The organism is Parasphingorhabdus marina DSM 22363 (genome assembly GCF_900128895.1).
Classification (GTDB): Bacteria; Pseudomonadota; Alphaproteobacteria; order Sphingomonadales; family Sphingomonadaceae; genus Parasphingorhabdus; species Parasphingorhabdus marina.
This window is the reverse complement of the sequence record NZ_FSQW01000002.1, coordinates 332,691-357,626: the sequence shown is the minus strand read 5'-3', so window position 1 is coordinate 357,626 and position 24,936 is coordinate 332,691. Positions and strand designations below refer to the sequence as shown.

The following is a 24,936-nucleotide window of genomic DNA, read 5'->3' as shown; positions in this document are numbered from 1 at the left end:
TGCTCCAAAATTTCCTGGACCGCGGCGCTATAGTCATCACGTCTGGATCGGTCAACAAGCTGGCGCGGATTTTCTGCTTCTGCTTGCCACGGCCCCTGCATCCGCGCTAACGATTGGCGCCTTGCCAGACAAGGCATTGAGGGGCGTGTGATGAAGAAACATTACGATATTCTGATTGTCGGGGCCGGTCATGCCGGAGCGCAGGCAGCCATTGCGTTGCGGCAGCAGAAATTCGATGGCAGCATTGGATTGATGGGGAATGAAAAATATCCTCCCTATGAACGCCCACCCCTGTCCAAGGAATATCTGGCAGGTGACAAGGAATTTGAGCGTATCATGCTTCGCCCGCAGAGTTTTTGGGGCGAGCGGGATATCGAGCTGCTGACAGGTTGCCGTGTCGCCAACGTGGATCCTGCTGGCCGATTTGTGGTGTTGACGTCGGACGAGGAGGTCAGTTTTGGGAAATTGATCTGGGCCACTGGCGGATCACCCCGCATGCTGGACTGTCCCGGCAGTCAGGCCCGCAATATTCACGGTGTCAGATCCCGCGCCGATGTCGACAAGATCATGGCTGCTCTGCCAACTGTCGAAAAGGTCGTGGTTATCGGCGGCGGATATATCGGCCTGGAAGCCGCAGCAGTGCTCCGCAAACTCGGAAAAACCGTGACTGTTGTCGAGTCGCTCAATCGCGTTCTGTCCAGAGTTGCAGGTGAGCCCCTTTCGCGCTTCTATGAACAGGAACATCGAAATCAAGGCGTTACGATTGAATTGAATGCCAAGGTTGAGTCTTTCGAAACTGGTGACGACGGTATGGCAACAGCGGTGCAACTCGCTGATGGCCGGTCTTTGGCGGGTGACATGTTTATCGTGGGGATTGGCATCATCCCCGAAACCGGACCGCTGGTCGCGGCCGGGGCTGCAGCCGGGAACGGAGTGGATGTCGACCAGCATTGCCGGACGAGCCTTGAGAATATTTACGCGATCGGCGATTGCGCGGCACATAGCAATCCCTTTGCCGGTGGCGCGCTGATCCGTCTGGAGTCGGTACAAAACGCAAATGATCAGGCCAAGGTCGCCGCCCTCGATATTGTCGGCGAAGAATGCGAGTATAATGCCGTTCCCTGGTTCTGGTCCAACCAGTATGACCTGAAACTGCAAACGGTGGGAATATCGACCGGGCATGATGAACATGTCCTCCGTGGCAATCCCGATGACCGCAGTTTCTCCATTGTGTACTTCAAGGATGACAAGGTCATCGCACTGGATTGTGTGAACCGGACCAAAGATTATGTGCAAGGTCGCAAAGCAGTGGTCGAGGGACTAAACCTCGATCGGGATGAAGCTGCCAATCCGGAAATTCCGCTGAAAGAGGTCGGCCTGGTCTAGCGGCCGCGGAACGGCCATTGGCCGATGTCCCGCCAGGGACCATCCATATAGTAGTGCAGTGCGAGTCCGGTGATCTCGAAGGGGCGCGGGGCGAAATCCGCTTCCAGATTTTTCAACAGCTCCTTGGCCTCGCCCGGTGTGACCTTGTTCTGAACCGTGATGTGCAAGCGCGGTCTCTGCTGATCCTGGGCGACAAGCAACCCATGAAACATCTCGGCCAGTTCCATTCGCATCTCCACCAGCTCAGGACAACGCACCTGAAAGGCCACACCGCGACCCAGATGAATCAGCTTCGACAGTTCTGCGACCGGCTTCGGATTGTGTCGGCAAAGATCCGAAACAGCCTTGCGTATCTCTGGCAACGCCTGGGGAGGCAGGTGATGAAACAGCGTGATATGAGCTGACAGGAAGTTTCGCTCGGGTGGAAAGTGCAGTCGGCGCAGTCCGTCAGCCCAGGCAAAGTCTTCCTTGCCCATGCTGGCGGTCATGATCACAGGCCTGTTTAAATCGCTCATTGTCCGACTCTAACTTAAAGCATGAAAACCGCGAGCGTTTTTGCAGAAACGTGCAGCGATTCACCTGCACTTGAAATCCTCCCGAATGGCGCTCAGAATGACCAGGTCCGGGGGAAGGAAACATATGTCAGAACTGAAAAAAGCCAGTGCAGGTTTCTGGGTCATCGGGATCATCGCACTTATCTGGAACGGACTGGGAGTTGCGGCTTATTTTCAACAGATGTTTATGAGCGCAGAAGATTTCGCCGCTTTGCCTGAATTGCAGCGAAACCTGCTGAGTTCGCAGCCATTCTGGGTCACTGCGGCTTTTGCTGTTGCCGTGTTTGCCGGATTTTTCGCCGCAATCATGCTGTTGCTGCGCAAACGTCTGGCGGTGCGTTTATCCCTGCTCTCCCTGATCGCAGTTATCATCCAGTTCAGCAGCTATCTCATCCTGGATGGGTATCTCGAGTTCATCGGCACACAGGGCTGGATCATGCCGCTGACAATTCCGCTTTTCGCTATTGGCTTCCTGCTGATCGCCCGCCAGTTTGAAAAGGCAGGCGCATTGAGCTGATCGGAGCTGGGTTCAGGTCGAGGTACTGAACGGGGTAAAATTTGTCTGCTCGTCGTAAATGTCGACCCCTTCCCGGCTTTTGAGCCATCCAATGACAATATATGTTACCGGGGTGAGGACCGCCTCCCATAACACCTTCAGCAACCAGTTCGTGGCCATTACTGTCAATACAGCGGAGGTCTCCCAGACGCCCCAGAACGCGAGCGGGTAAAAGATCAGGCTGTCGACACCCTGTCCCACAACGGTCGAACCAATCGTCCGGGACCACAGCATCTTGCCCTGCGTCCAGACCTTCATCCGCGCCATCACATAGCTGTTCACAAATTCCCCTGCCCAGAAGGCAATGATTGAGGCGGCCACAATACGCGGTACCTGGCCAAAGACGCTTTCATAGGCGGCCTGCCCTTCCCAGCCATCAGCTGGCGGCAGGGAAACGACGACCCAGCTCATGAAAGCCATGAACAACATGGCGCCAAAACCGGCCCAAATCACCCGTCTGGCACGTGCATAACCATAAACTTCCGTAAGAATGTCACCAATCACATAGCCGAGCGGAAAGAACAGGATCCCCGCTCCGTATATCCATTGCTCGCCGCCAATGGTGATGTAGGTCGGCTTGGCCGCTCCTATGATATTCGACAACAACAATATGGTCACAAAAGCGGCCATCACGAAGTCGAAATACCGAAAGCTGTGGGTTTTCTGGCTGGCCGCTGTGGCGCGTTGTATTTGTTCGCTCAAGACATGTTCTCCACTGGCGGCGAGATCATATTCCGGATAATTTGTCCAACATTATCCATTCCCGGTTTGCACACCGGGCAAAGGCAGCTAAAGGGATTTCCGGATTTGCGCGCCCGTAGCTCAGCTGGATAGAGCGCGAGACTTCTAATCTTGAGGCCACAGGTTCGACTCCTGTCGGGCGCGCCAATTCCTTCATTTCGGATCCTTGAATCCCCGCTGGACGGCATCCATCGGTTCCGAGGTCACCGGGTAGCCGATATTTTCGGGAATACACAAATGCACCGTGTCTCCCCTTTTCTCAATTGTTGGCGACACCATCGTCACCGGATATTGAGCCGCGTGATCAACCGCTTCGTCAAATGAACCGAACTGGGCGAGTCTTTCAAGATTGCGACGGGTCGGAAAAATGATCTTCACTTTCCCGGAATCTGCGCGTTCCAGTACTGATTGCGCGCTGCTCCAGAACAGATTGTAATTCTCGGTCTCGTCAACCGTTGCCTCCGCTTCATGATCCTCGTGGGCAATCATGTAGAACCGCGTGTCAAACACCCGTTTTTCGGCGAATGGCGGGCACCAGCGCGTGAACGGCACCAATTTCTCCAGTTCCAGTTCCCAGTCCATATGCCGGCAGATTTCCGAGATCCCTGTCCCTTCATGCAGCGCCGCACGCGCGTCCTGAACACGTCGGGATTGCAGATCACCGCGGACCGCCACCGCTATACCGGTTTCTTCGATCGATTCCCGTATCGCCGCAATCCGTGCGCCAAATTCTTCGATATCGGCATGGCCCAGATCGCGGGCCATTTCGAAATCGGCCTCATCGATGCGACCACCCGGAAATACGGCTGCGCCAGCTGCGAAGGCCATTTTGGCAGACCGCTCCACCATGAGGAGGTCCGGCGCTTTGCCCGGCTGCTGATCACGGAAAATAATCAGAGTTGATGCGGGAATAGGCTTTGGCATGGGCTTGCCAGTCAGCGCATCTGTAGCGGGGGTCTGATTGCTGGATGAATTTTCGGTCATAACTTCATATGCATAGCAATTTCGGCCAATGCAAAACCTTTCCTCTTCTGGCACCCAAAAGCATTCTGAGCCGAAAATTTGCCAAGCCCGGTCTTTCGTGGCAACCCGTTCCAATGGGTATTGTGGAACTACTAGGTCTGGCGGGAAGTGTCAGCCTGTTGTCCGGATGGCGGCTTTATCTCACTGTTTTTGTGACCGGTCTCGCCATGCGGCTGGAATGGATCAGCTTGCCGGAAAATCTGCAAATGCTGGATGCCCTGGCCAATCCCTGGGTATTGGGCATCAGCGCACTGGGTGCCATTGCCGAGTTTTTCGCGGATAAAATCCTGTGGCTCGACAGTATCTGGGATACTATCCACACGGTGATCAGACCGCTGGGGGGCGCTTTGCTTGCATTGGCTGTTGTCGATGCCGGCGATCCCGCATGGCAGGTCATCATTTTCCTGCTGGGCGGCGGAGCTGCGCTGATGAGTCACGGTGCAAAGGCCGGTGCGCGGGCGATGGTAAACACCAGTCCGGAACCCGTCAGCAACGCTGTCGTCTCGACCGGCGAGGATATCGCGGCAGGTGGACTCCTGGTCCTGGCATTCACGAACCCGGTGGTAGCCCTGGTGATTGCCGTGCTGCTCATGACCCTGTGCATATTTCTGGTCTACAAGGGTTACAGACTGTGGCGCAAAATTGTGTCCAGCGGCAGCTGAGCTTTCCTTACCGGGAATTTGCAGGCAGAACGATAGAGGCTCGCAGGCCCCCTTCCGACCGGTTTTGCAGCTTGACATCGCCGCCATGAGACCGGGCAACTGATCGCGCGAGGGTCAGGCCCAGTCCGGATCCACCAGTCGCCCGACTGCGCGATTCTTCGGCCCGTGAAAACGGATCAAACATCGATTCAATCTGATCATCCGGAATACCCGGACCCGAGTCATCCACATGAATGGACAGATGATCACCAGACTTGTCCACAGATATGGTGGCATTTTTCCCGTAAGCGATCGCGTTGCTGACAAGATTGCGCAAAGCCCGGCGAAGCAGGACTTCCTGCACCTTTACCACATGCCGCTCACCACGCTCGAATGAGACATCCTGACCCAGATCGCCAAATTCATCCACGACCGTTTCGATCAACGCGCAAATATCCGTAGCTTCCATGGGTTCTGCCGACCGCCCAAGTCGCGCCAGGGACAGAATGTCATCCAGCATCCGGTCCATGTCCTCAATACCCGCAATCATCCGTTCCCGCTCAACATCGTCGGCAACATTTTCGATGCGCACACGCAAAGCTGCCAGCGGCGTGCGCAGATCATGGCCGATGGCCCCCAGCATGACGTCCTTTTCATCCAGCATCGCGCCGACCCGTCCATTCATGGCATTAAAGGCGGATATCAGTTGCCGCGTATCTGGCGGACCACTTTCGGGGACCGTTTCCCTGGCGCCCGGCTGGAAGTCATTGGCGACCCTGGTTAATTTCTGCAGTGGCCCGGAGATATAACGACCGATCCAGATCAACGGGACCAGCAAAAGGAGGTAGAGTACGACCGTCTGGATCAAAAGCGGCCGCATTGCACGAATGCCACGGTCTCTCAACGCAGTCGCCACGCTGATCCATTTGCCGTCTTCCATCTGCGCCGTCACCACGACAAATCCGCGCACCGGCGGTCGTGCCGGTTTGCCTCCCATTGGTTGACGAATCTCTGCCGTCAGCCGACGCCCTCGCCCGACGCCAATAACGCTTCGTTGCAATATTGTCGGCAATCGTGCGGTTTCGTAAACTTTCACTGACCGGATATTTAGCCCCATGTTCACGAAGGCCTGTCCCGCTCGCTCGGTAACGACCTGCAACTTTCGGGAATCTGGCACGACTGGTGCGGTTTCGGATATCATCGGAACAACCCCGCGGCCACGCCGTGACCGTCTCTCCCGTCGCTCCCGCCACTTTTCATAGCGCGCGTCCGTCATCCGTTCCATTTCACCAACAATCCTGGCGACGGCCGCTGCAGATGCTTCAGACAGGCTTTGATTTTGTGCCCCGCGATACAGCAGGAAAATGTTGAACGCCTGGGCAATCAGGAGTGTGACGGCGATCAGCAACAACAGCTGACCCACCAGACTTTTGGGCAATATCCGTGTCATAGCAGCGTCACGGCACCTGCCAGAACATATCCACCACCCCAGACCGTCTTGATGATTTCCGGGTTTTTCGGATCCTTTTCAATCTTGCGTCGCACCCGGCTGATCTGATTGTCTACGGCACGATCAAAGGCATGGGCTTCCCTGCCCTGCGTCATGTCGAGCAGCTGGTCGCGGTTAAGCACGTGACCTGCCCGTGACAACAGAGCCAGTAACAGCTGATATTCGCCGCTGGACAAGGGCACGTTGACGCCCGATTCATCGAGCAGGCTGCGTTGATCGGTTTTCAGGGTCCAACCACTGAACTGATACACGGCGCCGTTACCCGTCGCCGTTTTCGGCCCACCGGCATTTGCTCTGCGAAGAACAACCTTGATTCGGGCAACAAGTTCCCGGGGGCTGAATGGCTTGGTGATATAATCATCCGCACCCAGCTCCAGACCAATGATACGTTCGGTCTCTTCGGTTTTGGCGCTGATAAATATGACCGGAATGTCGGTTCGCTCGCGGACATGCCGGCAGAAACTGAGACCGTCTTCACCGGGCATCATGATATCGGACAGGATAATGTCAAAATCGCAAGCGTTGAGCAAAGACCGCGCGATGCTAGCATCGGCGGCCTGCTGAACCCGAAAATTCTGTTTCACGAGATATTCTGCCAACGGCTCCCGCAATGACGCTTCGTCATCAACCAGCAAGATATGCGCAGCTTCGTTCATGTCACTTGCCTAACACAGCCAGTAAAAAAAGGAACGGGCCGCCGGTTTTTCAGGGAGGGGGAAAACCGACGACCCGTTCACAACAGAGTAGGTTCAGGGATTAACCACCTCTGTTATTCCGATTGGCTTTGCGCGCTTCGCGGGCTGCCTTGCGTTCTTCCTTGGTGACCATGCCGTCGCCGTTGGTATCTGCCTGTTCAAAGCGTGCAATGGCAGCCGTTTCAAATTCCGCTTTGCTGATTATTTCGTCGCCATTGGTGTCAGCCTGGCGCATCATGCCGCGCATGCCCTTGCCACCACGACCGCGCATGCCTTTGCCGCCGCGTTTTTTGCGCATCTGCTTCATCTCTTCCTGGCTCAGGCTGCCATTACCGTCCGCATCCGCACGAGCAAATCTTTTGGCTTTGCGCGCTGCCCGGGCATTTTCCAGTTCCTGCTGCGAAATCTCGCCATCACCGTTGGCATCGGCTTCCGCAAATTTCTGGGCCCGCCGGGCTTCGCGGTCGGCTTTTGACAGCTGGCCATCACCATTCACATCCATTTTGGCAAATCGCTTTTCGATCGACGCTGTCAGTTCAGCGCGCGAAATGTTGCCGTCACCATTTGTATCGGCCCGCATGCCACCATGCTGCCCTGCTGCATATGCAGCGCCACCAGCCAAAAGTACCGCAGCGGCTCCGGAAATCAGAAACTTCTTTTTCATGTCGTTCATCCTTGTTTGTTCAAATACTCAGTCCATTCAGGGAAGCGATCCCTCCGGATCACCATGCATTCGGTTCTAGGGGGCAATTGTCGTCCGAATTTGTCAGTTTCGACAAAAAATGTCGCAAATTGTATCAATAAGACGCTGGCATTCATCACCATGACAGCTTTGGAGACGATTGGGCCGCGGCGCGGGTCCCTGCAGAAAACGAATTGAAATGTTGAAGATCGAACGGCTTGCCGCTTAAAAGAGGGCAGGATGCGGCAGCAATCCGGTTATTGTCCAAAGGTACCAGCTTGGCGCTCCCCTCTCACAAAATTGCAATTGTTGGCTGCGGCCCCGGCGGCATGGCCCTAGCCTTGCTATTGGCCCGGCAAGGACACCAGGTCACTCTGTTTGAAAGATTTGCAGAACCCCGCCCAATCGGTTCTGGCCTGCTGATCCAGCCATCCGGACAAGAGGTACTGGCGGATCTCGGCCTGCTGAACAAAATTCGGGAACTTGGGAGTCCTGTATCCAAACTGCACGGTATTTCCGTCACGAAATACCGCCGGGCACTCGATATGAAATATGCACATACCGGCGAAGGGACTCCCGCCCTGGGAATTCACCGGGCCAGTTTGTTCAAGACCCTAATGGATGCAGTCATCGACCAACGAATCCCGATTGTCGTCGACAGCGAATTGACCCATGTTCAGGAAACAGCCTCCGCCATAAGCCCGATCTTCAAAGACAAGCTGCCTGGCGATGGTTTCGATATACTGGTCGATGCGAGCGGTGCCAACAGTCCACTTGCAAGGGGAGCGACAAAGAAACTGAAATTTGGCGCATATTGGACGACGGTCGATATACCCCCGGATAGTCAAATCCTGCCGAATGCCCTTGATCAACGCTATTCTCGGGCCGACAAGATGGCCGGTATCATGCCCGTCGGAATCAATCCCGCGACAGGCAATCCCGGCGCAGCAGTTTTCTGGTCGGAGCGGCCGGAAGAAGTAGACAGAACAAGGGCGGCGGGAATCGAAATGTTCCGGTCGAGGTTCTGCCAATTGTGGCCCGAAGCGGAACCATTTGTTTCACAGATCGAATCTGTCGATGCTCTCACCATGGCGGTCTATTCTCATCGCACTGGTCAAATGAGAAGCAGTCAACGCCTCTTTCATGTGGGTGACGCCTGGCATTGTACCAGTCCGCAACTTGGCCAAGGTGCAAACATGGCATTAATGGATGCCGCGGCGCTCGCAAAAGCAATGGCAAGAGGTCAGACCATGGAGGATGTCGCCCGAGCCTACCGAAAGTCCCGGCTGCTTCATGTAATCCTATACCAGATGCTGAGCAGTATCTTCACGCCCTTGTACCAATCGGACAGCAAGTTTCTCCCGATTATCCGCGATCTCACCATCCATTATTTTGCGAGATTTCCGATAGTTCGGGGCCTGATTGCCAGAACAGTGTCAGGAAAGCTCGGGTGCCGCCGATATTGAAGAATTAAGCCGGAGTAGGCCTGAGCAACATCCGTTGCCGGTTTTCTATGCCATGGATGCAAAACTGGTGAAAATTGCTCGTGAGTCCATCTCAAATCCCTCGGGCAATGATTGTGCGACGACATCAGCGGAGCCGGGAACAGTGAGGGGCACGGTGAAACTGCGCATGGACCAGTCCGGGCATTCGCGTGGACGGTCATCCAGCTGACGGATCACCACCAAATCGCTATGCCGCTCGTCCCGGGCGATTCTCTCCAGCGTTTGTTCGACTCTCCGCTGCTTGCCTTCAAGCAACTGCATGAAGTTCTTGCCATTATAGACCAGCATGCCGGTCAGACCGTTTTTGGCATTGATGGCGGCAGCCTGATCCACCAAATCCTCCAGTTGCCTTTCATCAAACTGATCCGCAACCTTGCTCACATAAATGACTGAATGCATCCCCTCTCCCCTCGGTAATATGTTACGCAAATATCGCCTGTGGACAAGGGCCATTGCCTGTAAATCCAGCACAATCGGGTCTTGCTTTTGCGGACATAGAGGAGGTTATCGAAGACGGCTAAAACCTGTCTCCGGACGGTTTGACTGCCGTTATCCCGCGCCGAAGTTCGACTTAGGGGAACAAAGGAGGCTATAGAATGGTTGAATGGTGGACTGGAGCGGGTGAAGGGAATCGAACCCTCGTCGTAAGCTTGGAAGGCTTCTGCTCTACCATTGAGCTACACCCGCCCATCTCCAAAAGATGCGCCTCCACCGGAAGCAGCGCCGCTATTGCCACCGACGATGGCGCGCGTCAATCAGGAAACGGTTTCCGGAGAAGCGGAAACGCGGTTTCTTTGCTCAAACCACTCTTCCACCGCCTTCTGCTCTGTGTCTGTCATGTGCAGTCCAAGCTTTGATCGACGCCACAGGATATCTTCAGCGTCGCGGGCAAATTCATGCCGGATCAGCCAGTTGATCTCCGTTTCGTACAAACCCGCTCCGAAACAGGTCCCAAGGTCTGCCTCGGACTCGGCTCCTGCCAGGATGTTGCCGGTGTCGGTGCCATAGGCTCTGACCAGACGGACAATGTGGCTTTCGGGAAGAAACGGCCACCGCTCCTGGTAATTCCCGCAGATCTTTTCGAAATCTTCTGGCGGAAAACCGCCTCCTGGCAGCGGTGCGTCACGAGTCCAATCATCCGTTTCGGTGCGCAATGCAGCCTTGAGCGTTTTCATCGCCTGTCGGGCCAGCACTCGATAGGTGGTGATCTTGCCGCCGAATACCGACAATACAGGAGCACCTGTCTGGTCGTTATAATCAAAGACATAATCCCGCGTTACAGTGGAAGCCGACTGGCTTTTGTCGTCAAACAATGGCCGGACACCGGAATAGGTCCACTGGACATGATCACGCCGCACGGGTTCCTTGAAATACTCGCTCGCCGCGGCGCAGAGATAATCGATCTCGCCATCGCTGATCCTGGCCGGTCCTTCATCATAGTTCCATGGCTGATCCGTGGTTCCGATCAGCGTATGATCCCCTTCATACGGAATGGCGAAAACGATACGGCCATCCTTGTTCTGGAATATATAACTGTGATCGCCTTCGAATTTGCGGGCAACCACGATATGGCTCCCTTTCACGAGCCTCAACTTGGCGGCATTGCTGCTCTGGTCATATAGCGCCGTGACCGGATCCACCCAGGGGCCTGCGGCATTCACAAGGACACGCGCTTGTTCCTCAACAGAGCCTTCTTCCGAACGCAAAGCGAGGGTCCAGTGTTTGTCCCCGCGTGTGAGTCCGGTACATTCTGTCCGGGTCCGAATATCTGCGCCGCGTTCGGCCGCATCGCGAGCGGTGAGAGTAACCAGCCGGGCATCTTCAACCCAGCAATCGGAATAGGCAAATCCCTTTTTGAGACGCTCCTGCAAGGGGTATCCCCGCTCATCCTTGCGCAGATTCAGGCTCTTTGTTCCCGGCAGAAGAGACCGTGACCCCAGATGGTCATACAGAAACAGGCCTAACCGCAAAAACCAGGCCGGGCGCATACCTTCATCCACAGGCAGGACGAACCGCATCGGCCAGATGATATGCGGCGCAGCACGGAGCAGCACTTCTCTTTCCTGCAACGCCTTGCGAACCAGACTAAACTCGTAATGTTCGAGATAGCGCAATCCCCCGTGCACCAGTTTGGTACTGGCTGAAGAGGTGTGAGAGGCAAGATCATCGCGCTCAACAAGCAGCACTTTCAGCCCGCGACCCACAGCATCGCGGGCGATTCCCACGCCATTTATGCCGCCACCGATTATCGCTAGATCATACATGCCTGACGTCATATAGCTTCCTGCACGATGTTCAATGTTGCGGTGCAATAAAATCGGAACTGATTGCTTTTGCTTGCCTTTTGCAAGTCACGATTTAGCCTGTCACGCTACAAAGGAGCATGCATATGGCAAGCGGGCAGATACTGGTCATCGACGAAGGAACAACGTCCACCCGCGCGATGCTGTTTGGTGCTGACGGCAAGCTGCATGGCTCCCAGCAGGAAGAACTGACCCAACATTATCCGGAGCCGAGTTTGGTCGAACATGATGCAGCAGAAATCTGGGACAAAACGCTGAGCTGCTGTCGCAAAATGGTGGAGCAGGCAGGCGGAGCCGAAAAGATCCGGGCTATCGGCATCACCAACCAGCGCGAAACCGTTGTCGCCTGGGACAAACGGACAGGCGAGCCCCTTTGCCGGGCCATAGTCTGGCAGGATCGCCGTACCGCTGCGACATGTGATGCATTGCGCGAAAAGGGTCTGGAAGAAGAGATACAATCAAAAACCGGCCTTTTGCTCGACCCCTATTTCTCTGGCAGCAAAATGGGCTGGATGCTGGAAAACTGGCCGGAATTGCGGGATGCCGGGGACAATCTGGCGCTTGGGACCATCGAGTCCTACCTGATTTTCCGATTGACCGGCGGCGATCATGTCACCGATGCGACAAATGCCAGTCGCACCATGCTGATGCCACTTGATCGGGACGACTGGGATGACAGTCTCCTCGAAATGTTCGGAATTCCACGCAAGGCCTTGCCCACAGTAACCGACTGCGCCGGTGATCTGGGCACCACTTCCTCCAGCCTATTTGGCGGACCGATAGCCATTTGCGGTTCAGCCGGTGACCAGCAGGCCGCTACCATCGGCCAGGCCTGCCTGCGGCCGGGTGATACCAAGGCGACTTTCGGCACCGGCGCCTTCATCCTGACGAACAGTGGCGAGACCGCACCGAAATCGCGGCACCGGCTGCTTTCAACAATATTGTTTCAGATTGGCAGCAAGCGGACCTATGCACTGGAAGGTTCAGTCTTTGTCGCTGGCAGTCTCATGCAATGGTTGCGGGACGATGTTAAACTGATCGAATTTGCCGGCGAAAGCGAGGAACTGGCCCGCTCCGTTGATAGTAATGGCGGGGTATATATCGTGCCGGCCTTGTCAGGACTGGGTGCACCGCACTGGAAAGCCGATGCCAAGGCGGCCATCTCGGGTCTCAGTTTTGCATCCGGGAAGGCACATATCGTTCGGGCCGCCCTCGAAGCCATGGCCTATCAGTGTCACGATCTCAAAACCGCATTTGCGGCGGATGGAGCGAACTGGAAGAGCCTGCGCATCGACGGCGGGATGGTCGCCAATGACTGGATGGTACAGGATTTGGCCGACATTCTGGATATCCCCGTCGAGAAGCCGGAATTTTTTGAAACGACCGCACTGGGCGCAGCCATGCTGGCAGCTGTGGGATCAGGTATCTATGACTCTCTGGAAGATGCGTCCGTCATGATTTCCGGATTGTCCCAAAGCCAACCGCAAATTTCCTCCCAGTCTCGAGAATTGCGTTTGCAAGGCTGGCACAAGGCCGTCGCATCGGTGCTGGAACATTAGGCAAAAAAAGACCCGCCATCAGGACGGGTCTTTATGGAAATTCTGAGACTAAAGGCCGATCAGGCTTTTTTCTTCTTCTCGGCTTTCACATCTGCCCAGATCGACTTGTAGGACATGAACGCGAGGATTGTTGCGATGATCAGGAATGCGATCACTGCCCAGCCCGTCTGATTGCGTTCTTCCAGCTTGGGCTCAGCTGTCCAGACCAGAAATGCCGTCACGTCTTTCGACATCTGATCGATCGTAGCGCTGGTACCATCCGAATAAGCCACCTGGTCATCGGCAATAATGGGCTGCGCCATCGCCAGGTTCAGATTGGCAAAATAGGGATTGTAATGCAGCCCCGGGCCAGGCTTGGCAGCATCCGGAAGATCTCCAGGTGCCTCCTGATAGCCAGTCAGCAGCGAATAAATATAGGGTGCGCCACCAGTCCGCGCTTTGGTGATCAGAGAAAGATCAGGCGGAATGGCATTGTTGTTGGCAGCCGCAGCAGCAACATCATTGGCAAATGGCATCGGGAACTTGTCAGCCGGCAAGGAAGGCCGTGTCGACATTTCGCCAGTTGCCGGATCAATATCCGGCGTTTCGATGATCCAGTTGGCCGCGATCGCTTTCACTTCATCTTCATTGTAACCAAGTTCGGCGAGGTTGCGGAACGCGACAAGACGCAGCGAGTGGCAGGCCGCGCACACTTCCTTGTAGACCTGGAAACCACGCTGGAGCTGCTGGCGATCAAATTTGCCCAGAGGGCCGTCACTGGCAAAGGACACTTCCTTCGGATCCAGATGATAGTCATAATAGACCGCTTTCTCAGGCGGGTTGGTGATAAACTCCTTGGCACCCAGAACGAAGGACACAAGCAGCCATCCGGTGAAGAACAAGCCAACCAAAATGCCGAAAAATCTTACCATTTGTTCAAATCCTCAAAAATTCTAGCTGGCTTTTTCAAGCGGCTTGCCGGTCACAGCTTCAGTTATACTGTTGGGCAACGGAAGGGGTTTCTCGATCCGTGAGAGCAATGGCAGGATGATCAGGAAATAGGCGAAATAGTAAGCGCCTGCGACCTGGCTCAACATGACATAGGGCTCTTCGGCTGGTGCGCCGCCACAGATGAACAGGATGATCGTCGCGACGATCAGGATCCAGAAGGCCACGCGCATCTTCGGGCGATAGGTTCCCGAGCGAACCGGACTGGTGTCCAGCCAGGGCAGGAAGAACCAGACCAATATGGCCGAGAACATGGCCACCACACCGAGCAGCTTCGCCGGAATGAAGAGGAAGTCGAATGTGAAAGCGCGGAGGATCGCGTACCAGGGCCAGAAATACCATTCCGGAACGATATGTGCCGGTGTCGAAAGCGGATTGGCCGGAATATAGTTATCCGCATGGCCAAGCGCGTTGGGCAGGAAGAACATCATCAGACAGAAGAAGATGAGGAACAGACCCAGTGCCCAACCGTCCTTTGCCGTGTAGAAGGGATGGAACGGTACCGTATCCTGTTTGCCCTTCACGTCCACACCAGTGGGGTTGTTTGAGCCCGGGATATGCAGTGCCCAGATGTGCATGATGATTACACCCGCCATGACAAACGGCAGCAGATAATGAAGCGAGAAGAACCGGTTCAGAGCGGCGTTGTCCGGCGCAAATCCGCCGAGCAGCAGTTCCTGGATCGGCTTGCCGACCAGCGGAATGGCTTCAAACAGGCCGGTAATCACCTTGGCACCCCAGAAACTCATCTGACCCCAGGGGAGAACATAGCCCATGAAGGCCGTCGCCATGGCCAGCAAATAGATCACCACACCGAGAAGCCACAGCATCTCGCGCGGTGCCTTGTAGGACCCGTAATAAAGGCCACGGGCAATATGCAGGTAAATGGCGATGAAGAAGAAGCTGGCGCCATTGGCATGCGCATAACGGAACATCCATCCGCCATTTACATCGCGCATGATATGCTCGACGGAATCGAAGGCTATGTCCGCATTGGCCGCATAATGCATTGCCAGAATGATGCCGGTGACAATTTGAACCACCAGGAAAATACCGGCAAGCGAGCCGAAGTTCCACATATAGTTGAGATTGCGCGGCGTCGGATAGCCCGCACCAAGGCTGTTATAGACAAGGCGACCAATTGGAAGCTTCTCGTCCATCCACTGCCCGAAAGCGGTTGTCGGAGTATATTCTTTTGCCCAAGGAAAGCTCATATTCTGGTGCCTCTAGCCGATCTTCACGACTGTATCAGTTAGAAATTCATGTTCCGGTACTTCCAGATTGGTCGGTGCCGGACCTTTGCGAATACGCGCTGCGGTATCATAGTGTGAACCGTGGCACGGGCAGAAATATCCGCCATATTCGCCTTTGACCTCACCCTGCGCAGCGCCGAGTGGCACACAACCGAGATGGGTACAGACGCCTAGAGTGATCAGCCAGTTTTCCTTGCCGTCAGATGTGCGATCAGCCAGCGATTCCGGATCGCGAAGTTCATCGACGCTAACCGAATTCGCATCAGCTATTTCAGCTTCTGTCAGGTTCCGAATGAAAACAGGCTGCTTCCGCCAGCTGGTTTTGATTGCCTGACCGGGCTCGATGGCAGAAATGTCGACTTCCGTTGAAGCAAGGGCCAGAACATCGGCGCTGGGGTTCATCTGGTTGACCAGCGGGAACACGGTAGCCACCGCCCCGGCACCGGCAAAACTCACTGCCGCAATGTGGATAAAGTCCCGGCGACGAACACCGTCTTCGCCATCACCAGACCCTGATGGGTCCATTGTCTCAACTCCAGTATCAACCGTCGCCATGCAAATGCGCCTCTAATTTGTTTCAGTCCCCATCTGCCAGATGATGTGTCAACGCTCAATCAGTTTTGAGTCGCGGCGACAAAGGCAGTAAATTGCGCGCCTGATAGCCGTCTCAATACCGGTTTGCCAACAGTGAATTTTGTGATTGACCACAGTTTATAAATCGCCACATGTTTTACTCATCATGAGAGTGGCTCTGTACCAACCCGACATAGCGGGAAATTTGGGAACTATCTTAAGGACTTGCGCCTGTCTGGACGTTCCTGTCGATATCATTGAACCCTGCGGATTTCCATTCAGCGATCGCAGCTTGAAACGGTCCGGAATGGACTATTTTGATCAGGCGGATTTCACCCGGCACGCAGACTGGTCGACCTTTCTCAATCAGATCACTCCAGAATCAGCTCGGATCGTCCTGCTCAGCAGCAAAGCGAGCCACCCCCTGCACGAATTTGTCTTTCGTAAAAATGATATCCTACTTTTTGGTTCGGAAAGCGCAGGGGTGCCGGATGATGTACATCAACGTGCAAACGAGAGAATCACCATAAAGATGAAATCCGGCATGCGATCATTAAACCTTGCAGTTGCCAATGGCATGGCGTTAGGCGAAGCCCTTCATCAAACAGGACAGTTTCCGGAATGACAGACAAGACTCTTGACCAGCAGCAACTGACCGCACAATCCTGGTTCCGGGAACTGCGCGACTCCATCTGCGCGGAGTTTGAAGCGATTGAACGGGAAGCCGAAAGCACCGCGGCTTTCGATTATATTCCCTGGGAACGGAAAAATCCGGACGGCTCGCCTGGCGGTGGTGGAACCCAGGGGTTGATGAAGGGCAAGATTTTCGAAAAAGTCGGAGTCAATATTTCGACTGTCGACGGCACGTTCAGTGAAGAATTCGCCAAGTCCATTCACGGAGCAGCAGAAGACCCGCATTTCTTCGCAACCGGAATCAGCCTGGTTGCGCACATGGCAAACCCGCACGTCCCTGCGGTGCATATGAACACACGTTTCCTCTGCACGACCAAACGCTGGTTTGGCGGCGGAGCCGATCTGAACCCGCCTATAGAATATGAAGAAGATACCTCGGAATTCCATGGGCGCCTGAAACAGGCCTGTGATGCGCATGATCCGAATTATCACCCCAAGTACAAGAAATGGGCCGATGACTATTTCTACATTCCCCATCGCAAGGTGCATCGGGGTGTCGGAGGCATATTCTATGATCATCTGGAGCTGAATTCCGACGACGAGTTCGACCGGCATTTTGCTTTTACACAGGATGTTGGCCGCGCCTTTCTCGACATCTTTCCGAAACTGGTCCGCCGCCGCATGCAGATGGAGTGGTCACCGGAAGAAAAAGAGAAGCAGCTGGTCTGGCGCGGACGCTATGCCGAGTTCAACCTCGTCTATGATCGCGGCACCACGTTTGGACTGAAGACGGGCGGCAATGTGGATGCGATTCTCATGAGCCTGCCACCCGAAGCCAAATGGACCTGAAGCCCGATATCCCTGGCGCCATTGCTGTGCCGAACGACCAGATCCCGATGGTCGTGACCTATCTGGAGATGACCGCGAAGCCGGAAATCGAGAATATCGAATCGAATCTGCAGCTTGTATCCTGGCCTGCACCGGCAGCGGCAGACTATCTCTCCTTGTTTCGCAAGGTTGGCGAACCCTGGCTATGGGCTTCACGGCTGTACATGGATGAAGCCACCCTGTTCACACAAATTAATCATCCGGACGTCGACATCTATATTGTCGAGGAGGGAAACAGATTCGTCGGGATGCTCGAGCTCGATTTCCGTGAGCGCGGTCAGTGCGAGATCGCCTTTTTTGGGCTGGTGCCCGAGATGGCTGGCGGTGGTCACGGCCGGTGGCTGATGTCGGAAACACTCCGAAAAGCCTGGCGGAAAGGCATACAACGCGTCTGGTTGCATACCTGTACAGCTGACTCTCCCAAAGCCCTGCCCTTTTATATGCGATCCGGGTTTAGTGCCTATAAACGCGAATTGGAAATGATGGCGGACCCGAGACTGACCGGTCATTTGCCCCGCGATGCCGCGCCGCACATTCCCCTGATCAGCTGAACACTTCCGCTACACTGGTACCCTTGCCGGTCAGTTGCCGGTAAACGGATGCGACGTTGGCCAGCAGCAAGATCTGAAACCCGGTTCCCAGAATATTGGACAGGATATTTTGCGCCAGAGGCCATCCGGTACCGCCAGAAACCAGAGCGAGGACAAGGCCGATCACAACACCAAAGACAATCAATGTTACCAGGCCGACCATCAGGATGATCAGCAGAAAGAAAAAAGTCGACCATCCATTGTTCTTGGTCACTGCCCAGCCTCTCTGCAAAGCCGTTGCAGGGTTTCGCTCATTCTCGTCGGCGATCACCATGGGAACGACTGCGAGCCTGCCAAACAGATAAAGACCCGGCACAATAAAAAGGAACAGGCCGCCAACCATCAGCAGGGCGACGAGGATGTTTGTGGCAATGAAAAAAACGGCCAGTGCCGCTGCCTGGACGAGCGCGTTGCTGACCGTACCAGTGAAGGAGGGGCTGAGCAGCCGGTAGATTGAAAGGCTGCCAATTGCGGTCACGACAAACATCAGAAGATATGCCAGCCAGTGTTCCGCAAAAAAGGCCAGATTGGCTGCCTGAATGGCATCGGGATCAACCAGCCCCTCAACATTGGGTTCACCGACAAACTGAGCTAGCAGAACGGATGGCAGAAACAGGAACACCCCGGCAATGGCCAGAACGGCTTCCTTGTGTTCTTTCAGCAAAGCCATCGCACCGTTCCAGCATTCCATGTAATTCAACTTCATAGCATCTGCCTTCTGGTCATTTTTCCTGCAGAGTCCTATTGCCACCACGATATGAAGAGTGCACGAAAAAAAGCGATGACGGCACAAGCAGAAATCGAATGGCGAACCAGCACCGGGACCATTGAATATCCCGACGCCGTGTTGCAGCAGGAAGAGCGCAATGCAGCCATTCAGCGCGGCCAGCAACCCGAGCTGATCTGGCTGCTGGAACATCCACCGCTATACACGGCCGGGACCAGCTCCGACCCAGACGAATTGCTCTCCAGCCAGTTTCCCGTTTTCGAAACCGGACGCGGTGGGCGGCACACCTATCATGGACCAGGTCAGCGCGTGGGTTATGTCCTGCTAGACCTCAAGCGCCGACAGTCGGATGTGCGGAATTTTGTCCACGCGGTCGAAAACTGGGTGATTGCCGCGCTGGCGGAATTTGACGTTGCGTGCCGCGCGGTGGAAGGCCGTGTCGGAATCTGGTGTGATACGCCGGATGGCCAGGAAGCCAAGATCGGCGCGATCGGGATTCGCATCCGGAAATGGGTGACGATGCACGGGTTTGCGGTAAACATCGACCCTGACCTTTCCCATTTTTCCGGCATTGTTCCCTGCGGGATCAGCGAGTTTCCGGTCACCAGCCTGCATCAACTGGGAATCGCGGCAACAATGTCCGACTTTGACGAGGCCCTCAAAAAAACCGCGCCTTCCTTTTTCGAGGCAATCGCATAATATACCGCCCAGCAATCCCATAAAAAGAGATATCACATGTCTATCAAAACTGCTTCCGCCATCCTGGCTACCAGTCTCTTTCTCGTTGCCTGTTCCGATGATGCCGAATTGCCCGAATCCGACGAAGTCACTGAAACCCGCATGGACGAGGTCGATGTTATCGACGGAACCATCAGCGATGACATGACCAATGTCGATACCGCCAGTTCCGAAGAAACCGACGTGGCAGAGAACGAAGGATCGGAGGAAGACTCGTCGGACGCCGATTCCGAATAGTGTCAGGCCAGCCCCAGGATCTTGTGTGTCTGAAGTGAAAGACGCCATTTCGGGTTCAGCTGGACAAATTTGATCGCTGACCGGACATTGGCTTCGCTGACGACAGGATCTCCCAATGCATCCATCGGCTGGATCAGCAGATTGGCAAAGTCCCAATTCTCCATCTCCTCCCAGTCACTTCCGGACTGAGGCCAGACCAGCTTGAGTTCGTCTCCGGTCTTTTGCACCGTTTCGCTGCCAGCCTTCGGACTAATGCAAATCCAGTCAATGGCGCGAGGCACAGCGATAGTTCCATTGGATTCAATCGCAATTTCAAATCCGGCGTCATGCAGCGCATCAATCAACGCCGCGTCAACCTGCAACATCGGTTCCCCGCCCGTGAGCACGACAAACCTTCGTTCTTTTTCATCACCCCAGAGCCGGGCCACTGCGTCCGCGAAAGCATCGGCATCGGCAAAGCGCCCCCCGCCTTCCCCGTCCATGCCGACAAAATCGGTATCACAGAATCTGCAAACGGCATTCGCCCGGTCCTTCTCCAGACCGGACCACAGATTGCATCCGGCGAAGCGGGCAAACACCGCCCGGCGTCCGGCATGCACGCCTTCGCCCTGCAAGGTCAGGAACATTTCTTTTACCGCGTAATTCATGTCGATGACACATAGCGGGTCGGGTCAGCAATTCCCGCTTCCTCAAAGCCCTTCTGACGCAATCGGCAACTGTCACAGCGGCCGCAATGCAGATTTCCCTCGGCCGGGTCATAGCAGGACCAGCTGAGAGCCGGGTCGATTTGGAGTCTGTGCGCCTCTTTGGCGATATCTGCCTTGGTCATGAACTGCAGAGGCGTGCGGATATTGAAACCGCTGCCCTCATCTCCTGCTTTGGTCGCAAGATCGGCCAGACGTTCGAACCCTTCAATAAACTCGGGCCGGCAATCGGGGTAACCCGAATAGTCCAACGCATTGACGCCGATGAATATATCCCGCGCATCACGGGCCTCCGCCAGCCCGAGAGTCAGTGACAGGAAAATCAGGTTTCGCGCCGGCACATAAGTGACCGGAATGTCATTGGTGACGCCGGATTTCGGTACGGCAATGTCATCGGTCAGCGCCGATCCCCCGAACCGGCTCAGATCCAGCGGCAGGACAATATGTTCGGCGACACCCAGCTCTGCGGCAATCTGCAACGCAGACTGCAATTCGATTTTGTGCCGCTGGTTATAGTCAACAGTTAGCGCAACGATGTCATAGCCCTGCTCGCGCGCGATCGCACCGGCGACCATCGAGTCGAGACCGCCTGACAAAAGGATGATGGCTGTTTTCCGAACCTGGCTCATGGTTCGCCCCGCTAGTCATCTTCCTGCCGGGAAGCAAGCCTTCTGCGCGAAGACCAAATTGCCTGTGCAAAAAAAATGGGCCGTCTTTCGAAAGGAAAGCGGCCCAGTTTGGCTTCTAGTTCAAGCCATAAAGGGAGGAATTCATGCAATCGCATGATGCAGTTGTTGCTAAATGAACAAGGTTAAGAAATTGTTAAAGCAGTCCCGGTGCCCGGCTGTCTTCAGCAGGATCCGGTACGGCGGCCTTCTACTGAAAAGGAAAAAGGCGCGTTATTTTTGATACCCTGTGACTGGATCTGGACGAGCTGGCTGGATTCGCGACGAATGGTGGTTACACCATGGTCGCTTCCTCCGCATTTGTAACTCACCCGAACGGATTGAGGCCGATCCTCGATCACATAATAGGAGCAACTTTCCTGCGCATGCCGAATCTGCAGCAAAATCGCCGGATCACCAAGACATAGCTGCTGTCCGGCACCGGTGCTGCCACGGGGTTTCAGAGTCCATTGACCTTTCTGCAGTCCGTCGAGCAGGGCAAGAGCAGGAGCCTGAGCAGGTGCAGAGGCCGCAAAAGCAAAGAAAGTCACGGATACCGCGCCGAAATACTTCAGCATTTTTGTACCTTTCATTGCTCTTACTCCTGTTTTGTACCTCGGGTTTCCGCCTCGAGAATCATCCGATACCCGACGAATATGGCACTTATCGCGCTCAATTGCGGCATTTGATTGGACAGATTGGACAGTTGTTGCGCCGGATGCCCCCTTCGCATGCTTCTAATTGTTCAGACTTGCAGCCGTAATACTGAACTTCTTGCTGCAGAACGCACAGTCGATCGAGATGGTTCCGTCATCTCCTACCATATGTTCTTTGTCCTCTTTCGGAAATCTCGCAATGACATCCCGAATATGATCATCTGTACAACGACAAGCCTTAACACACGGTTTACCGCTCAAAACCCTCACTTCGTCGCTCTCGCTGAACAAACGCCACAGCAGGTCCGCCATCGGGAGGTTTTTGTCCGTCAGTTCCGACGGCTCGACACTCCCGGCCATGATTTCGACATGTTCCCATTCCGGATGATCCATCCGGACGTGCAGGCGTTCGCGGCCTTCTTCGCCTTCGGGCAGGTGCTGCACCAGCAAACCGCCCGCCGTGATATTTTCTCCGCTATCATCCACCGCCACCCGCACAAGTGTGGGCAATTGCTCGGACTGCACGAAATAATTCTGCACCGCTTCGGTCAGGCTGGCACCTTCGAGAGGCACAATCCCCTGGTTTCGCCCCTGCGGAGCCGGCAGATCGAACGTGATTGCGAGATATCCCTTGCCGAACAGAGCCATCAGACTGGGTTCCACCGGCTGTTGCACGAGACGTTCGGCATCAAACTGCACATAGCCACGCAATCCGCCGTCCTTATAGTCACAGGCGAGAAGGCTGATCACCCCGGCCTCGGTCTGCGCCTGCATGGTGAGCTGGGCGTCCTCGTGCTTCAGCAAAGCACCCAGCATGGCGGTAAGGCAAACCGCCTCTGCCAACACCGCCCGGATCTGCGGCGGATAGCGATGTGCCGTCAGGATATCATCCAGTGCCGGTCCCAGACGCACCGCCCTGCCCCGGCAATGTTTGGCAGGAATGGCAAAGGACAGGTTGCGGTCAATGAACGAGACGTCTGCCACTAGATCTGACCAAACACCCATCGCAGGATTGATTTTTGCGCGTGAATCCGGTTTTCCGCCTCATCCCAGACCACCGATTGCGGGCCATCAATCACCGACGGCATGACTTCCTCCCCGCGATGGGCGGGAAGACAGTGCAGAAACAGCGCGTCAGGTTTTGCCTGTTCCATAAGAACGTCATTGACCTGAAACGGCATCATCGCCGCCATTTTATTGTGGACATGCTCCTGACCCATGGACACCCAGGTATCGGTCACCACGACATCTGCTCCGGCCACCGCTTCGGCCTCATCTCGAAAAATCGTGACGCCCGCCCCGGCATTCTGTGCCGCTGCGATGAAGCTGCTATCCGGATCATAGCCTTCCGGACAGCCGATACGCACATTGAATTTCATCAGGCCCGCCGCTTCAATGATGCTGTTGAGCACATTGTTTCCGTCTCCCAGCCAGGCGACCTCCAGACCGGGCAATGCCTTGCCATGCTCGACAAGAGTCAGAAGGTCCGCAACAATCTGGCAAGGGTGGGACAGATCGGTCAAACCATTGATTACCGGCACATCCGCATATTCTGCCAGTTCCTCGATCTTCCCATGATCGTCGGTCCGGATCATGATGGCATCGCACATGCGGGACAGGACCCGGGCCGTGTCAGCCACGGTCTCCCCGCGGCCCAGCTGCATCGAGCCGCTGTCCATCACGATACTGGTGCCGCCCAGTTGCCGGATCCCGATGTCAAAAGACACCCGTGTCCGCGTACTGCTCTTCTCGAATATCATTGCGAGAACGTGATCAGCCAGCGGCGCATCCGCATCGGCCTTGCCTTTCGGCCAGTCTTTGCGCGCCGCCTTGCGATCCATTGCGTCATTGATCATTGCCGCGACCGCATCACCACCGGCGTCAGAGAGGTTCAGAAAATGCCGGGTCATGACTCCGGTGCCTCATAATCGGCAGCGCCCGCGGAGAGCTTCTCGATAAATGTCGCAATATGGCCTTCATCAATGTTGAGCGGTGGCAGGACACGGAGCGTGTTGTCGCCGGCGGCAACCGTCAGAAGGCCGTGATTGTCGCGCAAATGGGCCACGAAAGAACGTGTTTCCCGCGTCATGGTGATTCCCAGCATCAGGCCCTTGCCGCGGACACCCGTGAACAGGTCGGGATAATTGCCGATAAACTGCTCAATAGCCGCGCGCAGCTTTTCCCCGATAGTCCGGACATGTTCCAGAAATTCGTCATTGGCGACAACATCCCAGACCGCATTGCCGGCAGCCATGGCCAGCGGATTGCCGCCATATGTCGATCCGTGCGTTCCCACGACCATGCCCCGGGCGGCTTCCTCGGTGGCGAGGCAGGCGCCGAACGGGAAACCACCGCCGATACCCTTGGCACTGGCCATGATGTCCGGCGTAATGCCGTAAAGTTCATGCGCATAAAGCGCGCCGGTCCGGGCCACACCGCATTGCACTTCGTCAAGCACCAGCAAAATGCCATGCTCGTCCGCCAGTTCGCGCAGGCCTTTCATGAACGCGTCGGATGCGGGGCGGACACCACCCTCACCTTGAATCGGCTCCACCAAAAACGCCGCCGTATTTTCATTGATCGCGGCTTTGGCACCTTCGAGATCGTCGAAATCCACATAGCGAAAGCCGTTCAGCAGTGGCGAAAAGCCATGATGCATTTTTTCCTGATTGGACGCGGAGATCGTCGCCATCGTCCGGCCATGAAAGGCGTTTTTGAAGGTGATGATCTCGAACCGGTCACTGCCCTGCGACTGATGATAGGCGCGCGCGGCCTTGATCGCGCACTCCACCGCCTCCGCACCGGAATTGGTGAAGAACACCGTGTCCGCGAAAGTGGTGTCGACCAGGCGCTGCGCAAAGATTTCACCTTGCGGGCTGCCATAAAGGTTGGACACGTGCATCAAGGTTGCTGCCTGCTCCTGAATCGCTTGGGTCAGATGCGGGTGGCCATGTCCGAGCAGGTTCACCGCAATACCACTGGCAAAATCCAGCGCCCGGCTGCCATCTTCGGAAATCAGCCAGGCTCCTTCGCCTCGGACCGGACGAAAACCACACCGGGGATAAACGGGCATGAGAGGTGTAATCGTCATCATCTTTTCCTTTGATGGCCGGGGTTTGCCGGCGTTTCG

General features: G+C 55.4%; 28 protein-coding genes and 2 tRNA genes. 11 read left to right on the top strand and 19 right to left on the bottom strand.

Translation table 11 applies throughout. The features are described 5' to 3' along the window. The first annotated feature begins 150 nt into the window (after positions 1–150). Positions 151–1,386, top strand: a complete 1,236-nt coding sequence (locus BUQ90_RS11365) for an NAD(P)/FAD-dependent oxidoreductase (protein WP_074205321.1) — start codon at positions 151–153, stop codon at positions 1,384–1,386. Here BUQ90_RS11365 and BUQ90_RS11360 read toward each other — a convergent pair. After that, a complete protein-coding gene (locus tag BUQ90_RS11360; protein ID WP_074205320.1) occupies positions 1,383–1,901 on the bottom strand; it encodes a 2'-5' RNA ligase family protein in 519 nt (172 codons plus the stop codon). The two genes, BUQ90_RS11365 and BUQ90_RS11360, sit on opposite strands and share 4 nt — an antisense overlap. Before the next feature lie 124 nt (positions 1,902–2,025). Between BUQ90_RS11360 and BUQ90_RS11355 the strand changes: the two genes are divergently transcribed. Further along, on the top strand, positions 2,026–2,457 hold the full coding sequence (locus BUQ90_RS11355) for a hypothetical protein (protein WP_074205319.1): 432 nt from the start codon (positions 2,026–2,028) through the stop codon (positions 2,455–2,457). Positions 2,458–2,469: 12 nt separating this feature from the next. Here BUQ90_RS11355 and BUQ90_RS11350 read toward each other — a convergent pair whose 3' ends face one another. Beyond that, on the bottom strand, positions 2,470–3,198 hold the full coding sequence (locus BUQ90_RS11350) for a queuosine precursor transporter (RefSeq protein WP_074205318.1): 729 nt from the start codon (positions 3,196–3,198) through the stop codon (positions 2,470–2,472). Between the two features lie 109 nt (positions 3,199–3,307). On the opposite strand from BUQ90_RS11350, the gene BUQ90_RS11345 reads away from it, so the two are divergent. Then, positions 3,308–3,384: transfer RNA gene (locus BUQ90_RS11345), tRNA-Arg, on the top strand. Positions 3,385–3,390: 6 nt separating this feature from the next. Here the strand turns inward: BUQ90_RS11345 and BUQ90_RS11340 are convergent. Further along, positions 3,391–4,221 (bottom strand): NUDIX hydrolase, encoded by an 831-nt coding sequence (locus BUQ90_RS11340; protein ID WP_239447419.1) that lies wholly within the window; start codon positions 4,219–4,221, stop codon positions 3,391–3,393. Between the two features lie 113 nt (positions 4,222–4,334). On the opposite strand from BUQ90_RS11340, the gene BUQ90_RS11335 reads away from it, so the two are divergent. After that, positions 4,335–4,922, top strand: a complete 588-nt coding sequence (locus BUQ90_RS11335) for a DUF4126 domain-containing protein (RefSeq protein ID WP_074206375.1) — start codon at positions 4,335–4,337, stop codon at positions 4,920–4,922. A gap of 7 nt (positions 4,923–4,929) precedes the next feature. Here the strand turns inward: BUQ90_RS11335 and BUQ90_RS11330 are convergent, their stop codons facing one another. From BUQ90_RS11330 to BUQ90_RS11320, 3 genes are all read right to left on the bottom strand, one after another. Beyond that, positions 4,930–6,351 carry a sensor histidine kinase gene (locus tag BUQ90_RS11330; protein WP_074205317.1) on the bottom strand — a complete coding sequence of 474 codons (1,422 nt, stop codon included), beginning with the start codon at positions 6,349–6,351 and terminating at the stop codon, positions 4,930–4,932. Next, positions 6,348–7,067, bottom strand: a complete 720-nt coding sequence (locus BUQ90_RS11325; RefSeq protein ID WP_074205316.1) for a response regulator — start codon at positions 7,065–7,067, stop codon at positions 6,348–6,350. The genes BUQ90_RS11330 and BUQ90_RS11325 overlap by 4 nt, the downstream gene beginning before the upstream one ends. 100 nt (positions 7,068–7,167) lie before the next feature. After that, the gene (locus BUQ90_RS11320) at positions 7,168–7,770 is read right to left on the bottom strand and encodes an EF-hand domain-containing protein (RefSeq protein WP_074206374.1); all 603 of its coding nucleotides are present in this window, start codon (positions 7,768–7,770) and stop codon (positions 7,168–7,170) included. Positions 7,771–8,006: 236 nt separating this feature from the next. Between BUQ90_RS11320 and BUQ90_RS11315 the strand changes: the two genes are divergently transcribed. Beyond that, complete coding sequence (locus tag BUQ90_RS11315) at positions 8,007–9,254, top strand: FAD-dependent oxidoreductase (RefSeq protein WP_338044532.1); 1,248 nt, start codon at positions 8,007–8,009, stop codon at positions 9,252–9,254. Between the two features lie 45 nt (positions 9,255–9,299). Here BUQ90_RS11315 and BUQ90_RS11310 read toward each other — a convergent pair whose 3' ends face one another. From BUQ90_RS11310 to glpD, 3 genes are all read right to left on the bottom strand, one after another. Then, positions 9,300–9,692, bottom strand: coding sequence for a BLUF domain-containing protein (locus BUQ90_RS11310; protein WP_074205315.1), 393 nt, complete (start codon positions 9,690–9,692; stop codon positions 9,300–9,302). Between the two features lie 214 nt (positions 9,693–9,906). Further along, positions 9,907–9,980 (bottom strand) — tRNA-Gly (locus tag BUQ90_RS11305). Between the two features lie 68 nt (positions 9,981–10,048). Next, entirely contained in the window at positions 10,049–11,569 is a 1,521-nt protein-coding gene (glpD, locus tag BUQ90_RS11300) for a glycerol-3-phosphate dehydrogenase (RefSeq protein WP_074206372.1), read from the bottom strand. 113 nt (positions 11,570–11,682) lie between these two features. On the opposite strand from glpD, the gene glpK reads away from it, so the two are divergent. Beyond that, entirely contained in the window at positions 11,683–13,155 is a 1,473-nt protein-coding gene (gene glpK, locus BUQ90_RS11295) for a glycerol kinase GlpK (RefSeq protein WP_074205314.1), read from the top strand. A 59-nt stretch (positions 13,156–13,214) separates the two neighbouring features. Here glpK and BUQ90_RS11290 read toward each other — a convergent pair whose 3' ends face one another. From BUQ90_RS11290 to petA, 3 genes are read right to left on the bottom strand one after another with little or no spacing between them, the layout of a single operon-like run. Beyond that, complete coding sequence (locus BUQ90_RS11290) at positions 13,215–14,066, bottom strand: cytochrome c1 (protein ID WP_074205313.1); 852 nt, start codon at positions 14,064–14,066, stop codon at positions 13,215–13,217. 21 nt (positions 14,067–14,087) lie between these two features. Further along, positions 14,088–15,356: a cytochrome b gene (locus BUQ90_RS11285; protein WP_074205312.1), complete on the bottom strand. Its 1,269-nt coding sequence runs from the start codon at positions 15,354–15,356 to the stop codon at positions 14,088–14,090. Between the two features lie 12 nt (positions 15,357–15,368). Further along, positions 15,369–15,920 carry a ubiquinol-cytochrome c reductase iron-sulfur subunit gene (petA, locus tag BUQ90_RS11280; RefSeq protein ID WP_420812017.1) on the bottom strand — a complete coding sequence of 184 codons (552 nt, stop codon included), beginning with the start codon at positions 15,918–15,920 and terminating at the stop codon, positions 15,369–15,371. 214 nt (positions 15,921–16,134) lie between these two features. On the opposite strand from petA, the gene BUQ90_RS11275 reads away from it, so the two are divergent. From BUQ90_RS11275 to BUQ90_RS11265, 3 genes are read left to right on the top strand one after another with little or no spacing between them, the layout of a single operon-like run. Then, entirely contained in the window at positions 16,135–16,593 is a 459-nt protein-coding gene (locus BUQ90_RS11275) for a tRNA (cytidine(34)-2'-O)-methyltransferase (RefSeq protein ID WP_074205310.1), read from the top strand. Then, on the top strand, positions 16,590–17,450 hold the full coding sequence (gene hemF / locus BUQ90_RS11270) for an oxygen-dependent coproporphyrinogen oxidase (protein WP_074205309.1): 861 nt from the start codon (positions 16,590–16,592) through the stop codon (positions 17,448–17,450). Before BUQ90_RS11275 ends, hemF begins: the two co-directional genes overlap by 4 nt. Then, a complete protein-coding gene (locus tag BUQ90_RS11265; protein ID WP_074205308.1) occupies positions 17,441–18,040 on the top strand; it encodes a GNAT family N-acetyltransferase in 600 nt (199 codons plus the stop codon). Before hemF ends, BUQ90_RS11265 begins: the two co-directional genes overlap by 10 nt. On the opposite strand, the gene BUQ90_RS11260 is transcribed toward BUQ90_RS11265, so the two are convergent. Next, positions 18,033–18,785, bottom strand: a complete 753-nt coding sequence (locus BUQ90_RS11260) for a hypothetical protein (protein ID WP_074205307.1) — start codon at positions 18,783–18,785, stop codon at positions 18,033–18,035. The genes BUQ90_RS11265 and BUQ90_RS11260 overlap by 8 nt on opposite strands. 75 nt (positions 18,786–18,860) lie before the next feature. Between BUQ90_RS11260 and lipB the strand changes: the two genes are divergently transcribed. Then, on the top strand, positions 18,861–19,505 hold the full coding sequence (lipB, locus tag BUQ90_RS11255) for a lipoyl(octanoyl) transferase LipB (RefSeq protein WP_074205306.1): 645 nt from the start codon (positions 18,861–18,863) through the stop codon (positions 19,503–19,505). Positions 19,506–19,541: 36 nt separating this feature from the next. After that, positions 19,542–19,781 (top strand): hypothetical protein, encoded by a 240-nt coding sequence (locus BUQ90_RS11250; RefSeq protein WP_074205305.1) that lies wholly within the window; start codon positions 19,542–19,544, stop codon positions 19,779–19,781. A 2-nt stretch (positions 19,782–19,783) separates the two neighbouring features. Here BUQ90_RS11250 and queE read toward each other — a convergent pair whose 3' ends face one another. From queE to BUQ90_RS11220, 6 genes are all read right to left on the bottom strand, one after another. Continuing rightward, positions 19,784–20,428 (bottom strand): 7-carboxy-7-deazaguanine synthase, encoded by a 645-nt coding sequence (queE, locus tag BUQ90_RS11245; RefSeq protein WP_074205304.1) that lies wholly within the window; start codon positions 20,426–20,428, stop codon positions 19,784–19,786. Next, positions 20,425–21,114: a 7-cyano-7-deazaguanine synthase QueC gene (gene queC, locus BUQ90_RS11240; protein ID WP_074205303.1), complete on the bottom strand. Its 690-nt coding sequence runs from the start codon at positions 21,112–21,114 to the stop codon at positions 20,425–20,427. Before queC ends, queE begins: the two co-directional genes overlap by 4 nt. Positions 21,115–21,335: 221 nt before the next feature. Beyond that, positions 21,336–21,743 carry a DUF3617 domain-containing protein gene (locus tag BUQ90_RS11235; RefSeq protein WP_084192674.1) on the bottom strand — a complete coding sequence of 136 codons (408 nt, stop codon included), beginning with the start codon at positions 21,741–21,743 and terminating at the stop codon, positions 21,336–21,338. Between the two features lie 144 nt (positions 21,744–21,887). Further along, positions 21,888–22,811, bottom strand: coding sequence for an Hsp33 family molecular chaperone HslO (hslO, locus tag BUQ90_RS11230; protein WP_074205302.1), 924 nt, complete (start codon positions 22,809–22,811; stop codon positions 21,888–21,890). After that, positions 22,790–23,716: an ornithine carbamoyltransferase gene (argF, locus tag BUQ90_RS11225; RefSeq protein ID WP_074205301.1), complete on the bottom strand. Its 927-nt coding sequence runs from the start codon at positions 23,714–23,716 to the stop codon at positions 22,790–22,792. The genes hslO and argF overlap by 22 nt, the downstream gene beginning before the upstream one ends. Further along, positions 23,713–24,897 carry an aspartate aminotransferase family protein gene (locus BUQ90_RS11220; protein WP_074205300.1) on the bottom strand — a complete coding sequence of 395 codons (1,185 nt, stop codon included), beginning with the start codon at positions 24,895–24,897 and terminating at the stop codon, positions 23,713–23,715. The genes argF and BUQ90_RS11220 overlap by 4 nt, the downstream gene beginning before the upstream one ends. Positions 24,898–24,936 lie beyond the last annotated feature (39 nt).